A 13,434-nucleotide genomic window follows, 5' to 3' on the forward strand; every position below is an offset into this window, starting at 1 on the left:
CCGCACGGAGCCGACGATCAGACGCGCCCTTCGATCTTCAGGTCGCCGAAGGTGACGCTCCGGGGCATCGGGCGGGCCAGGAACTCGTGCGGGAAGCCGAGATCTACCGCACTGGCCCGTTCGAGCCGGGCGAGCTGGTCCGCGTCGAACTCCACGTCCAGCGCGCCGAGGTTGTCCTCCAGTTGCGCCGCGGTGCGCGCGCCGATGATCGGCGAGGTGACCGCGGGGTCGCGCAGTGTCCAGGCCAGCGCGACTTGCGATGGGGTCCGGTCGATTTCGGTGGCGACCCGCTTGACCACCTCGGCGATGGCGAGACCGCGTTCGGTGAGCGAGCCGTTCGCGGCGGCTACGTTCTTGCGGCTGCCCTCTGGCGAGCCTTCCGCCTCGTGGGCGAGATCGGCGGGGCCGTACTTGCCGGTGAGCACACCGCTGGCCAGCGGAGACCACGGGATCACGCCCAGGCCCAGTTCGCGCGCCATCGGAATGAGATCGCGTTCGACGGTCCGCTCGATCAGGCTGTACTCGATCTGCAGCGCGATCAGCGGTGACCAGCCGCGCAGGTCGGCGATGGTCTGCATGCGGGCGACCTGCCAGGCCGGGGCGTCGGAGATGCCGACGTAGAGCACCTTGCCCGAGCGCACCAAATCGTCCATCCCGCGCAGGATTTCCTCGACCGGGGTCAGGAAATCCCAGGCGTGCAGGTAGAGCAGGTCGATGTAGTCGGTGTTCAGCCTGCGCAAACTGGCTTCGACCGAGCCGATCATGCTCTTGCGGTGGTTGCCACCGGAGTTCGGGTCGTTCGGGCGGCGCAGCATGGTGTATTTGGTGGCCAGCACCAGGCTTTCGCGGTTGTCCGCGGTGAATTCGCCCAGCAGTTGCTCGGAGGTGCCGTTGGTGTACTGATTGGCCGTGTCGATGAAGTTGCCACCCCGCTCGACGTAGGTGTCGAAGATCTTGCGGGCTTCGTCCCGGTCCGCGCCCCAGCCCCAATCGGCGCCGAAGGTCATGGTTCCCAGGGACAGTGGAGACACCCGAAGGCCCGAGCGGCCGAGCAGCCGATAGGTGTCGAGGGTGCGGGCTCCGGACATGTCCAGCTCCTTGTGTTTCGCGATGCCGTGCTGTCGATACACAGTCTTCAGCGGCGTGCGAGCCCCAGTAAGGGAAGCTTCTTCCTGGGAAAGCCAGTCCTAGGCAGCCGTAGGATCGACGGTGATGACTGGCACGGTGAATTCGACCCCGCGGCGCGAGCTCAGGCCCGGAGGCGGTAGCGCGCGTGACCACGCGGGGCCTGCCGGCGGCGCGGATCGAGTGCAGGAGATGGGCGCGTTCCTGCGGGCTCGCCGGGAGCGGCTGACGCCGGACGATCTGGGATTGCCGCAGCGCAGGCAGACGCGCCGGACACCAGGGCTGCGGCGGGAAGAGGTCGCCGAGCTGGCGGGCGTGAGCACCGATTACATCGTGCGGTTGGAGCAGGGCCGGGGGCTGCGGCCCTCGGTGGAGGTGTTGCACGCGCTGTCGCGGGCGTTGCGCCTGAACGACGACGAGCGCGCCTACCTGTTCGATCTGGCGCGTCAGCGGCAGCCGGACAACGGCAAGCCGAGCACGGTGCCCGCGGCCGCGCTGGCGATGCTGGTGTGCGATCTTTCGCCGCTGCCCGCGATGCTGGTGAACCACCGCTACGACATCCTGGCCTGGAATCGGGAGATGGCGGCGTTGATCACCGATTTCGGCGCGCTACCCCACCGGCAGCGCAACTCCATGTGGTTGTGCCTGCTGGACCCGGACATGTGGGATTTCTACGTCGAGCGCGAGCGCATCATCCGGGAGGGCATCGCGGATCTGCGCGCGGCGTGGGCCGCGCACCCGGACGACCGGGCGCTGGCCGATCTGATCGCGGAGTTCACCGCCGCCAGCGCCGAGTTCGAGCAGGCCTGGGCCCGCCACGACGTGCGGGTACAGGGACGGGGCAACAAACCGTTGCGGCACCCGGTGGTGGGTCCGCTGGTCGTCAGCTACGAGGTACTGATGCCCGTGCAGGACCCCGACCAGCGGATCATCATCTACCGCGCCGCGGACGCGGATTCCCAGGCGGCGCTCGACCGGCTGGTCGCCGGTCTGGATGCGCCGTGACCAGGTCTATTCCGCGGAACTCAGGACCAGTTCCCCGTCGTCGTCCGCGTCCTCGTAGCGGCCTTCCCACTCCTCGTAGGGGGGCACGTCCTCGTCCCGCGTGACGATCCACTCCAACGAGTAACCGCCGTCGTCGTCGGGAACCAGCACATTCTCGATCTTCAGTCCGAATCCGAGCACCTCGGCCGCGCGGATCACGTCCGGCAGATCCTCGGCGCGAACGACCGTCTGATTGGCATACACGGTTACCATGCGCCGAATGGTAGCTGGAACCTCTGACACGGCGCGGGCCGAATCCGAAACCCTGTGGCGAAGGCGCGTCGGACACGACAAAAACCGCCGTGGTCATCGGGGCCACGGCGGCTGCGTCACAGCGGGGGGCGGTACCGGCGTGCGGTACCGGGTGGATCAGAGCTTGTTGAAGGCCAGCGACAGAGCCGACTTCTTGTTGGCGGCCTGGTTGGCGTGGATGACGCCCTTCGAGGCGGCCTTGTCCAGCTTGCGGCTGGCGAACTGCAGGCGCTCGGCAGCGGCGTCCTTGTCGCCGGTGGCCGCGGCCTCGCGGAAGCTGCGGATCGCGGTGCGCAGAGCGGACTTGACCGACTGGTTGCGCTTGCGCGCTGCCTCGTTGGTGCGGATCCGCTTCAGCTGGGACTTGATGTTGGCCACGCCGGTTCCTCGTGTTCCTGTCTGGTTGGTCTGTCCTGGGAAAAGTTTGTCGAGCGCGCGACACACCCGGAGTGAACGGGTAACGCAGCGCCGAAGATCGAGGGTACCAGCCGCGGTCCGGCGCACGAAATCGACACCGGACCGGCGGCGGCGCGACCCACCTCGAAGTCGTTGTAGAGATCACCCGACTCGCGTAGCGTCCTGTCCAGCAACCGTTGCTGTCGAGCGGCTCTGTTGTCGAAGCGGTACCACGACTCGTCCGAGTACATGTCTGGAACGCGGAAGGTGGACAGATGTCTCCTACGGCCCAGGAAGTTGTCGAAGAGGCTGTCGAGAACAAACCGATTCCCGAGAGCAAGAAATGGGGCGCCGAGGCGCTCGGGACGTTCGTTCTGGTGATCGGTGGCGTCGGCACCGCGGTGCTGGCGGGGGAGAAGGTCGGTCCGCTGGGCGTCGCGCTCGGCTTCGGCCTGTCGCTGATGTTTCTCGTGTACTCGATCGGGCCGATCTCGGGCTGCCACGTCAACCCGGCGGTGACCGTGGGGCATCTGCTGCTCGGCCGGCTCAGTGGCGTGTCCGCGGCGGGCTACGTGATCGCGCAGCTGATCGGCGGGCTTCTCGCCGGTCTGGTCCTGTTCGCGCTGGCCAAGAACTTGCCGTCGTACGACCGGTCGGTCGATGGGCTCGGCGCGAACGGGTGGGGCAAGCACAGCCCGGCGGCGATCCGAGGGCCGCTCGGCGAGGTGGTCGTGCAGAACGGGTTCGGGATGGCCGCGATGATCATCATCGAGGTGATGCTGACCGCGCTGCTGGTCTTCGTGGTGCTGTCCTCGACCGACCAGATCTCCGACGTGCCGCTGGCCGGTCTGTCCATCGGCGTGACGCTGGCGGTGATCCACCTGGTGTCGATTCCGGTGGACAACACCTCGGTCAATCCCGCCCGCAGTCTCGCCGTGGCGCCCTACCAGGACGGGGCGATGGGGCAGGTCTGGGCGTTCATCGTGTTCCCGCTGATCGGCGGCGCGCTCGGCGCGTTGCTGTACGGCCTGCTGTACGGCCGTTCCCGCGAAATGATCTCCTGACGCGCAGCGCGTCGTTCCGGCCCCGGTCGCCCGGCCGGGGCCGGAACGCTCTGCCCCGTCAGCTCGCCGTCTTTTCCCGCGGCCCGGCGCACACCAGGGTGACCGGCGCCGGGATGGGGAACAGCAGCAGAAAATCGTGCCAGGGCGGACCTCAGTGCCAGGAGTATTCGGCGCAGAGCCGGTGGGCGACCAGGTCGAACGTCTTGCGCGCCAGGATCGCGCCTTCGCGGCGGATCCCCGCCTCCGGCACGTCGAGCACCCGATCGAGCCGCACCCAGCTCGGGCGGCCGTCGTGATCCCACGACCCACTGCCGATGCCGATCCAATTGCGGTCGTAGGCGCGTTCCGGATTCGACGACAGCATCAGGCCCAGCAGTGTGCGGCGGTCGCGTCCGACCACCAGCACGGGCCGGTCCTTGCCGTTGCTCGGGTCCTCTTCGAACGGCACCCAGGTCCAGACGATCTCACCGGGATCGGCGCGGCCGTCCAGTTGCGGCGAGTAGACGATCTGCCGCGCCCGCTCGGCGGTGGGGACCGGAATCGACGCGGTGGGCCGCACCGAGACCGCGCCGGGCGCGCGCCGCTGCGCCAGCGACCCCACCAGCCGGTCGACCAGCCTCGGGCCCTGCTGCTTGACGATCTTGGGGCCCTGCTGCTTCGCGATGAGACCGATCTGCTTGCCGAGGGAGTTCCAACTTCGGGCCATCCCTGGAGAATAACGGCGCTCCCGCCGCTTCTCACCTGCCCGGGATCCCTTGTGTCGCCGAGGGCATGCACGATCCGAGCAGGCCGTGGAATCGGACGCACGCGCCCACCCGGACCGAGCCGACGAATCCTGCCCCGCTGTCCCGCTGGGGAAGATGAACAGTGCGCCGGGGCCGAACCGAGCGTGTCGAGTGCCGTTCGCCGAGAAGCCTGCCGCTCGATCGCACTCTCAACCCGCCGGGTGCGAGTTCTACGAGCGCCGTTCCCGGCCCGGCTCGCGTCCGAGTGGGCGAAGTGCATGCGACGAAGTCGCGAGTCTCGCCGGCTCGGACGCGAGCCATGAAGGGGCCGCGAACACGCAGCGCCGCAGGCGCTGCAAAAACCGATACAGCATCATGGGACGATGGACGGCAGTTTGCCGATACCCATGAGGAGTGGAGTGCCCGCCAGCTTCGCCGACACGACGTTCACCGATCCCGCGCGGATCCGGAACTTCTGCATCATCGCGCACATCGACCACGGCAAGTCGACGCTGGCCGACCGGATGCTGCAACTGACCGGTGTGGTCGAGGAGCGGCAGATGCGTGCGCAGTATTTGGACCGGATGGATATCGAGCGCGAACGCGGCATCACCATCAAGGCCCAGAACGTGCGGCTGCCCTGGACGCCGCGAACGGGGGAGCACGCGGGCACCGATTTCGTGCTGCACCTCATCGATACGCCCGGCCACGTGGACTTCACCTACGAGGTGTCCCGCGCGCTGGAGGCGTGTGAGGGCGCGATCCTCCTGGTCGACGCCGCGCAGGGCATCGAGGCGCAGACGCTGGCCAACCTGTACCTGGCGCTGGACAAGGATCTGACGATCATCCCGGTGCTGAACAAGATCGATTTGCCCGCCGCGGACCCGGACCGTTACGCCGCCGAACTGGCGCACATCGTCGGCTGCGAGCCGTCGGACGTGCTGCGCGTCTCCGGCAAGACCGGCGAGGGCGTGACGGATCTGCTCGACCAGGTGATCGCACAGGTGCCGCCGCCGGTCGGGGACGCCGACGCGCCCGCCCGCGCGATGATCTTCGACTCGGTCTACGACACCTACCGCGGCGTGGTCACCTATGTCCGTGTGGTGGACGGCAAGCTGACCCCGCGCGAGAAGATCAAGATGATGTCCACCGGCGCGACGCACGAGCTGCTGGAGATCGGCATCGTCTCACCGGAACCCAAGCCGACCCGTGGTCTCGGCGTCGGCGAGGTCGGCTACCTGATCACCGGCGTGAAGGACGTGCGCCAGTCCAAGGTCGGCGACACGGTGACCGGCGCCCGCGGCGGCGCCTCCGAACCGCTCACCGGATATCGCGAGCCCCGTCCGATGGTGTACTCCGGCCTGTACCCCGTGGACGGCTCCGACTACCCGGACCTGCGCGACGCGTTGGAGAAATTGCAGCTCAACGATGCCGCCCTGACCTACGAGCCGGAGACCTCGGTGGCGCTCGGCTTCGGCTTCCGCTGCGGGTTCCTCGGCCTGCTGCACATGGAGATCACCCGCGAGCGCCTGCAGCGCGAGTTCGACCTCGACCTGATCTCGACCGCGCCGAACGTGGTGTACCGGGTGGAGATGGAGGACGGCGCCGAGCACGTGGTCACCAACCCCTCGTACTGGCCGGAAGGCAAGGTCCGCAAGGTCTACGAGCCGGTGGTGAAGTGCACCATCATCTCGCCGAGCGAGTTCATCGGCTCGATCATGGAGCTGTGCCAGTCCCGCCGCGGTGAGCTCGGCGGCATGGACTACCTGTCGGAGACCCGCGTCGAGCTGCGGTACACGATGCCGATGGCGGAGATCATCTTCGACTTCTTCGACTCGCTGAAGTCGCGCACCCGCGGCTACGCGAGCCTCGACTACGAGGAGTCGGGCGAGCAGGAGTCGCAGCTGGTGAAGGTGGACATCCTGTTGCAGGGCGAGGCGGTGGACGCGTTCAGCGCGATCGTGCACCGCGACGCCGCTCAGGCCTACGGCCACAAGATGACCACCAAGCTGCGCGAGCTGATCCCGCGCCAGCAGTTCGAGGTCCCGATCCAGGCGGCGATCGGCTCGAAGATCATCGCGCGCGAGAACATCCGCGCCATCCGCAAGGACGTGCTGGCCAAGTGCTACGGCGGTGACATCAGCCGCAAGCGCAAGCTGCTGGAGAAGCAGAAGGAAGGCAAGAAGCGGATGAAGACGATCGGCCGCGTCGACGTCCCGCAGGAAGCCTTCGTCGCGGCGCTGTCCTCGGACGCCGCTTCGGACAAGCCGAAGGAAAAGAAGTAGGCGGCTAGCCCGTCGCGCGCAGTCGCACGCGCAGGCGGGCGCCCCCGAGCGGGCTTTCGTCGAGTTCGGCCGTGCCGGAGTGCAATTCGGCCTGCTGGCGGACCAAAGCCAGGCCGAGGCCGGAACCGGGGGAGCCGGGCCCCTTCACGAAGCGGGCGAAGGCGTCCCCGCGCAGCGCCTCGGGGATGCCGCGGCCGTCGTCGTCGACGACGATTTCCACGCGGTCCTGCGGGCCGGATCGGGCGCTGACGACCACGGTTGCGGCATGACCGTGCTGCACCGCGTTGGCGACGGCATTCGTGACGATGAGCATGACGCCGCCGGGCAGACCGGTCACGGTGACGGGGGCGCACTCGGCCAGTTCAACCCGGACGCCGGGGTGCCTGCGGCGCGCGTCGTGCACCGCCCGGTCCAGGGTGTCGCAGAGATCGAAGGGCTCGAAGACGTCCGGACCGGTGAGTTCGCCGACCGCCAGGCGTTCCAGGTCGGTCAGCGTGTTCTCGATCTGCTGCTCGGCGAAGAGCACCTCGGCCAGGATCGCGCCGCGCTGCTGCGCCGCAATTTCCTTGGTGGCCAGCACCTGTAGATCGGTGCGCAGGGCGGTCAACGGCGTGCGCAGCTCGTGCGCGCAGACAGTGGCGAAGTCGCGAGCGCTGGTCAGCGCGCGGTTGGTGGCGCGGTGGGCGGCCTCCAGCCGGGCCAGCATGCGGGTGATCGCGTCGGAGAGTTCCTCGGCTTCCCGCGCGCCGCGGCCGGACAGCGGCGGCAATCGCTCCAACGTGTCGATGCTGTGCGTGGCGTTGGCCAGCCTGCGCAGCGGGCGTGCGGCGAATCCGGCCAGGAACCAGCCGAGCAACGCGGCCAGCAGCGCGCCCGCGATGCCGATGCCGAGGCCGATGCGCTGGCTGCGATGGATGGCCGCCTCCACGACGTCGCGGTCGGGATCGAGCGCGACCAGCACGCCGGGCAGCCCGTCGACCCGGGCGATCGCCGCGTCGCCCGGCACACCCGGTCGCCGCGTGTCCGCCGCGTCCGCAGGGGCCTGCTCGGGGGACAGAGTGGTCGCGGACGGTGGAACAGGTTGCGCGGGACCGGCTTTCAGAGGCGGTGCGACGCGCACCGCCATCGAGGAGACGGTCTCGTCCAATTGGCGTTCGCCGGTGGCCCCGAGCAGGGCCGTGAAGGTGACCGTCAGGGTGAGCGCGACGAGCGCCGCGACCACCCCCGACACCACGGCCACCCGGGTGCGCAGCGACGGTGACCCGCTCATGGTTCCTCCCGGAGTACGAAGCCGACGCCGCGCACGGTGTGGATCACCCGGGGCGCGCCGTCCGCCTCCAGCTTGCGCCGCAGATAGGAGACGAACACGTCGACCACATTGGTGTCGGTGGGGAAGTCGTATCCCCAGACAGCGGACAGGATCTGCTCGCGGCCGAGCACGACCCCGGTGTGCTCGGCGAGCAGGGCGAGCACCTCGAATTCGCGTTTCGTCAGCTCCACCGGTCTGCCCGCGGCCAGCACCCGGTGCCCGGCCGGGTCGATGCGCATCTGCCCGACCGTGCGCACCTCCTCCGGCCGCCGCACCGGCTTCTGGCTGCGCCGCAGCAGCGCGTTCAGCCGCGCGACCAGTTCGCCGAGATCGAACGGCTTGGTCAGGTAGTCGTCGGCGCCGCGCTCCAGGCAGGCGATCCGGTCGCTGACCGCGGTGCGCGCGCTGAGCACACAGATCGGGATGTCGTTGCCCATCGCGCGCAGCGCGGTGACCACGCCGACGCCGTCGAGTTCGGGCAGGTTGACGTCGAGCACCATCGCGTCGGGCGTGGCGGCGCGGACCATCCTCAGCGCCGCCGCGCCGTCGGCGGCGGTGACGACCTCGAAATCGGAGAGTTCCAGTCCGCGCCGCAGCGACGCGAGGAGGCGAACCTCGTCGTCCACGACCAAGATTCGTTGTCCGGCCATGGTGTCAATCTAATCCCACAGTCTGGGACGGCAGGCGGTGCGGTGGACTCGGGCAGGGCCGGTGCGGCCTGCGCCGAGACCCCTCCGGTTAATGCGCCCATGACGTGGTCTCCTGCGCGTCGGTGCTGCCGAACGGGTGGTTCGCCGAATTCGACAGTAGGGCGCGGAACTTCAGCACTCCTCTGGCAACTCTTAGAGTTCTATTAGTTTTTCCCCGGCGCGTTCGCCGCCGCCCGCCGTCACGGTCACCACGTTTTCGATCCGGCCTGGTAGTGGCGCGTATTCCAGGCGGCGCGCGTTCGGGAAGGCCACCGGAAATAGGGCTTCCGATCCGATAATTCGGATGGCAGGGTTGTGTTGCTCACCACAGTCGTATTCTCTACAGTCCTGGAGAATGTGACAGGCGAGTATTCCCGAAATACTGTTGGGTGATCTTCACTTGGTCGGACCGGCGCGGTGAGGATGCTGGAGAACCGAGAGTGGAGCCTTTTATGACGCGTGATCTGCCCTTCGACGAGGACAACGAAGGGGCCGAGCGCGCAGGCGACACCGCCTACCGTGTGGCCACCGGCGTCGCGCGGGTCGCGCGGGCGGGCGCCTATGTCACCGGCGGCGCCCTGGTGGCCGCCAACGGCGGCGGTGTTCCCGCGCAGCCCGGCGAGTCCCGCCTCGACAGCTGGCAAACCGGCTGGGCGCACAACACCGATCCCGATCCCGACCAGCCGAGCCCGGTCGTCACCTTCCCGGACCCGGTCGTCGAGCCGGCGCCGTTCTCGTCGCACGGCTCGAATGTCCCGGTGGCGCACCCGAACCCGGCGCCCGGCTCCCTCCCCGCGCCCGAGTTCACCATTCCGGGCACCGGTGTCGGACCCGCCGGATCGCTGCCCGCATTCGGCGACGACTACAGCGGCACCGACGCCGGGTTCCCGCTGCCGACCTTGCCCGGCGGCGACGCGGGCGGCCACGGGATGCAATTGCCCGGATACTCCGGAGGCGGTGTCCCCGGACTGGGCGGCATCCCCGGCACGGAAGGCAGTTCCGGGACCGGACTGACCATTCCGGGTACCGACGGCAACGTGTCCAGCGGATTGCCGCTGCCCGGCACCCGGTCCGACTCCGCGAACGAGCTCGACGCGCCCGGCGGCCACGGGTTCGGCCTGCCGGGCCACGGGCTCGGCCAAGCCGGACACGGGTTCGGCCTGGCCGGGGCGAACGGCTTCGTCGCGCCCGGCTCCACCGTCTTCGACCTGCCCGGCAACAGTGGACTCGGCGCCGCGCCCACCGCGGGCGACCCGTTCGACGGCGTCGGCCAGGACGGCGATCTCGGGATGTTCGTCGGCACCCAGTGGTCGGTCGACTTCGGGATCGGTCCGAACGGGATCTACTTCACCTCCGAGATGAAGGTCGACGCCGCGGCCGGGCACGTCGGCGACCAGCTCGACGAGTACACCGACTGGCTGGCCGACGGCATACACGTGCCGGACGGCACCGCGGTCACCGAGCCGCACGCGCCGGGCCACGGCCATTCCGGTCTGCTCGGCGGGCTCACGTCCCCGGGCACGTCCGGGACGCAGGCCTCCGGTGTCGCGCAGTCCTCGTCGGCGGGCGTCGCGCAGCCGCAGGCGGCGTCCGGCGTCGCGCAGCCGCTGGCCGCCTCGGCGCCGGTCGCGCCCGCGCAGGCTGCCCCGGTCGCGCCCGGCGCGTCGGTGACCCCCGCCGCCCCGGCTCCTGCCGCCGCACCCGCTCCGGTCGCGGCCGCTCCGGTCGTCGCGGCCACCCCGCTGCAGACCACGATCCAGCCCGATGCCGCCTCGACCCCGATCGCGAATGTGCTCGCCGCGCCGGAGGGTGCGTCCGTGCTGACCGCTCCGGCGGCGGCCGTCCCCGCGCTGTTCGACGCGGTTCGGCCGACGCCCGCGGTGAAGCCCGCGCCGGTGACCGACCCGCAACCGTCCCACCCCACCCAGCCGTCCACGCCGACGGGGACCGCGCCGACGACGATCGTGAAAACCACCCCGACGCCGAGCGTTCCGGGCGACGTGATCACCCCGTCCGTGCCGAAGACGCCGGATCACGACGTCACGAAGCTCCCGGGCGCCACCACGCTGCCGCACGGCGGCGTCACCACCCCGGACGTGCCGACCACCAAGACACCGGGCGCGACGGTCACCAAGCCCCCGGCGCCCGGCTCGACCACCCCGGACGACGACGTGACGACCCCCGGTGGCGTCACCGGCCGCCCCAGTACCGGCGGCACCTCGAACAGCACCTACCCGACCAACGACACCTACCCGACCGCCGACGTCCCGACGCACGACCTGCCGACCGACGACATGCCGACCGTGAGCAGGCCGTCGCAGCCGACGTACACCGCGCCGGACCAGCCGACCTACAGCGCTCCGGCGCACGCGCCCACCGTCGAGCCGCACACTCCGATGGCGCCGACCCCGGTCGCTCCCGCGCCCACTCAGGCGCCGATCAAGCCGCAGATCATCGACCCGAAGCCGCAAGGGATCTCCGCGCCGCTGGCGGCCGACACCTCGGTGGTCGCCGAGCACACCTACGACCACTCCGCACTCACGCTGGCGTCCTATGGCGGTCTCTCGGGTGGGTTGCTGCCGGACTCGGCCATAGCGGATATGCACCACCAGGCGTCCGGTGTGTCGGACGTCTCGCTGATGTAGCAGGGCTACAAGAGTCGGCGAGGACTGCGGAGCATCCGCAGGGGGTACCAGAACAAGAGTCACCGAGAGTAAGGAGGAGGGTTGTCTGCCGCTGCCGGGCTGAAGGCTGCGACGGTGAAACATCCGGACGCGATGGCCCCGCTCATCCGAATACTCGACGAGCTGCGGGAGACGGCCCGATCCGCGGGACGCGACGACCTCGGCAGCCGACTGAGCATGGTCCGCGCCAGGGTGAGCGATCCCCGGGTTCGGCTCGTGGTCGTCGGTCATCCGAAGAACGGCATGAGCACGCTGGTCAACAGCTTGGTCGGCGCCTCGGTCAGCGCGACGAACAGCGATCTGAGCGTCCCGGTGATCGTCGAGTACGGCCCCGAGCCGACCGCGACGCTGGTGCGGCAGACCGAGTTCGGCCGCACCGAGCGTCAGTCGGTCGACCCGCTCGATCCCGGTCCGGCGCTGGCCACCCAAGGGGTCGTCCGCGCCGAGTTCACCCAGCCGAGTTCGCTGCTCGCCGACGGTGTCGTCGTGATGGACGCCCCCGGTGCGCTGGGTGACAATCGCACCACCTGGTCGATGATCGCCGCGGCCGACGCCGTGCTCTACGTCGGTGACGCGAGTGCCGAGCTGACCGTGGAGCAGATCGCCGAATTGCAGCGCATCCAGCAGATCTGTCCGACGGTGGTCTGCGTGCTGAACAAGATCGATGTCTATCCGCATTGGTCGCACACCCAGCAGCGCAATCGGGAACTGCTCGACTCGGCGGGGCTCGGTTTCGCGGTGGCGCCGGTGTCCGCGGAGTTGCACCGGCAGGCCGGGATGACCGGTGATTACCAGCGCGACATCGAGTCGGGCGTGCCGCAGCTGATCGATCACCTGCGTGACTACGTGGTCGCCCGCGCCGACGCGGTGGCGCTGGAAGCCGCCGTCCAGGACATCCGCCTGGTCTGCGATCACCTGGCGCTCACGCTACGCACCGAGGCCGAGACGCTGCGCGATCCGCGGCGCAGGGCCGAGATCACCGACCAGCTCGTGCGCGCCCGCGACGAGGCCGACCAGCTGCGCCAGCGCACCGCGAACTGGCAGGTCACCCTGGTCGACGGCGCGACGGAGCTGATGGCGGACATCGAGCACGATCTGCGCCACCGCCTGCGCAGCCTGATCCGCGACGCCGAGGCCGAGATCGCCCAGACCGATCCGGCGCGCCGGTGGAAGGAATTCGGCTCCGACCTGGACGCGCGCATCTGCGAGGCGGTCGAGGAGAACTTCGCCGTGGCGCACTACCGCTCGATGGAGCTGTGCGAGCAGGTCGCCGCCAAGTTCCCGGCCGACAATCGGACCACGCCGATGCCGGACCTGCGCCTGACCAACCCCAGTGAGGTGCTCGAAGCGGTACAGCCCCTCGAGCCGTTGGAGAGCGCGAAGGCGGGGGTGACCCAGCAGTTCCTCACCGGTCTGCGCGGCTCCTACGGCGGCATCCTGATGGTCGGTCTGGCCACCAGCCTGCTGGGCATGTCGCTGGTGAACTGGTACTCGGCGGGCGCGGGCGTGCTGCTGGGCGTCAACGCGCTGTGGGACGACCGCAAGAACCGCAAGCTGCGCCGCCGCGCCGAGGCCAAGGTGGCGGTCGCCCGCCTGATGGACGACGTGATCTTCCAGGTCGGCAAGGAGTCGCGCAACCGCTTGCGCGCCACGCAGCGGGTCCTGCGCGACCACTTCACCGACATCGCGACCGAGGTTTCGCGCGGCGTGGACGACGCGCTGCGCGCGGCCGAGGAGAACTACGGGAAGTACGGCGACCGCGGTCCGGAGCGGATCGCCGACCTCGAGGCGCGGCTGGGCAAACTGCGGGTGCTGCGCGACGAGGCCGACGGGCTGGTTCCCGCGTAGGCCGATCGCCCGG

The 13,434-nt window shown here is 69.5% G+C and carries 11 protein-coding genes; 5 read left to right on the plus strand and 6 right to left on the minus strand.

Features of this window, described 5'->3' with window-relative positions; translation table 11 throughout:
• Nucleotides 1–17 precede the first annotated feature (17 nt).
• A complete protein-coding gene (locus IU450_RS21240) occupies nt 18–1,088 on the minus strand; it encodes an aldo/keto reductase (RefSeq protein WP_195151491.1) in 1,071 nt (356 codons plus the stop codon).
• Nucleotides 1,089–1,212: 124 nt separating this feature from the next.
• Here IU450_RS21240 and IU450_RS21245 point away from each other — a divergent pair, with 124 nt between their 5' ends.
• Nucleotides 1,213–2,130 carry a helix-turn-helix transcriptional regulator gene (locus IU450_RS21245; protein WP_324197754.1) on the plus strand — a complete coding sequence of 306 codons (918 nt, stop codon included), beginning with the start codon at nt 1,213–1,215 and terminating at the stop codon, nt 2,128–2,130.
• Nucleotides 2,131–2,136: 6 nt separating this feature from the next.
• Here the strand turns inward: IU450_RS21245 and IU450_RS21250 are convergent, their stop codons facing one another.
• Nucleotides 2,137–2,382 (minus strand): hypothetical protein, encoded by a 246-nt coding sequence (locus IU450_RS21250; protein ID WP_043688708.1) that lies wholly within the window; start codon nt 2,380–2,382, stop codon nt 2,137–2,139.
• Nucleotides 2,383–2,538: 156 nt separating this feature from the next.
• Nucleotides 2,539–2,799, minus strand: a complete 261-nt coding sequence (gene rpsT, locus IU450_RS21255; protein WP_195151492.1) for a 30S ribosomal protein S20 — start codon at nt 2,797–2,799, stop codon at nt 2,539–2,541.
• Between the two features lie 293 nt (nt 2,800–3,092).
• On the opposite strand from rpsT, the gene IU450_RS21260 reads away from it, so the two are divergent.
• On the plus strand, nt 3,093–3,881 hold the full coding sequence (locus IU450_RS21260; protein WP_195151493.1) for an aquaporin: 789 nt from the start codon (nt 3,093–3,095) through the stop codon (nt 3,879–3,881).
• Nucleotides 3,882–4,032: 151 nt separating this feature from the next.
• On the opposite strand, the gene IU450_RS21265 is transcribed toward IU450_RS21260, so the two are convergent.
• Complete coding sequence (locus tag IU450_RS21265; RefSeq protein ID WP_195151494.1) at nt 4,033–4,587, minus strand: type II toxin-antitoxin system PemK/MazF family toxin; 555 nt, start codon at nt 4,585–4,587, stop codon at nt 4,033–4,035.
• Between the two features lie 402 nt (nt 4,588–4,989).
• Between IU450_RS21265 and lepA the strand changes: the two genes are divergently transcribed.
• Nucleotides 4,990–6,891 carry a translation elongation factor 4 gene (gene lepA, locus IU450_RS21270; RefSeq protein ID WP_324197755.1) on the plus strand — a complete coding sequence of 634 codons (1,902 nt, stop codon included), beginning with the start codon at nt 4,990–4,992 and terminating at the stop codon, nt 6,889–6,891.
• A gap of 4 nt (nt 6,892–6,895) precedes the next feature.
• On the opposite strand, the gene IU450_RS21275 is transcribed toward lepA, so the two are convergent.
• Both IU450_RS21275 and IU450_RS21280 read right to left on the minus strand, forming a co-directional pair.
• Complete coding sequence (locus IU450_RS21275) at nt 6,896–8,161, minus strand: sensor histidine kinase (RefSeq protein WP_195151495.1); 1,266 nt, start codon at nt 8,159–8,161, stop codon at nt 6,896–6,898.
• Nucleotides 8,158–8,850 (minus strand): response regulator transcription factor, encoded by a 693-nt coding sequence (locus IU450_RS21280; protein WP_228834899.1) that lies wholly within the window; start codon nt 8,848–8,850, stop codon nt 8,158–8,160. Before IU450_RS21280 ends, IU450_RS21275 begins: the two co-directional genes overlap by 4 nt.
• Before the next feature lie 491 nt (nt 8,851–9,341).
• Between IU450_RS21280 and IU450_RS21285 the strand changes: the two genes are divergently transcribed.
• Nucleotides 9,342–11,534: a hypothetical protein gene (locus IU450_RS21285; RefSeq protein WP_195151496.1), complete on the plus strand. Its 2,193-nt coding sequence runs from the start codon at nt 9,342–9,344 to the stop codon at nt 11,532–11,534.
• Between the two features lie 81 nt (nt 11,535–11,615).
• Nucleotides 11,616–13,421 (plus strand): dynamin family protein, encoded by a 1,806-nt coding sequence (locus IU450_RS21290; RefSeq protein ID WP_195151497.1) that lies wholly within the window; start codon nt 11,616–11,618, stop codon nt 13,419–13,421.
• Nucleotides 13,422–13,434 lie beyond the last annotated feature (13 nt).

Source organism: Nocardia abscessus (genome assembly GCF_015477775.1).
In the GTDB taxonomy this organism is placed as follows: Bacteria; Actinomycetota; Actinomycetes; order Mycobacteriales; family Mycobacteriaceae; genus Nocardia; species Nocardia abscessus_A.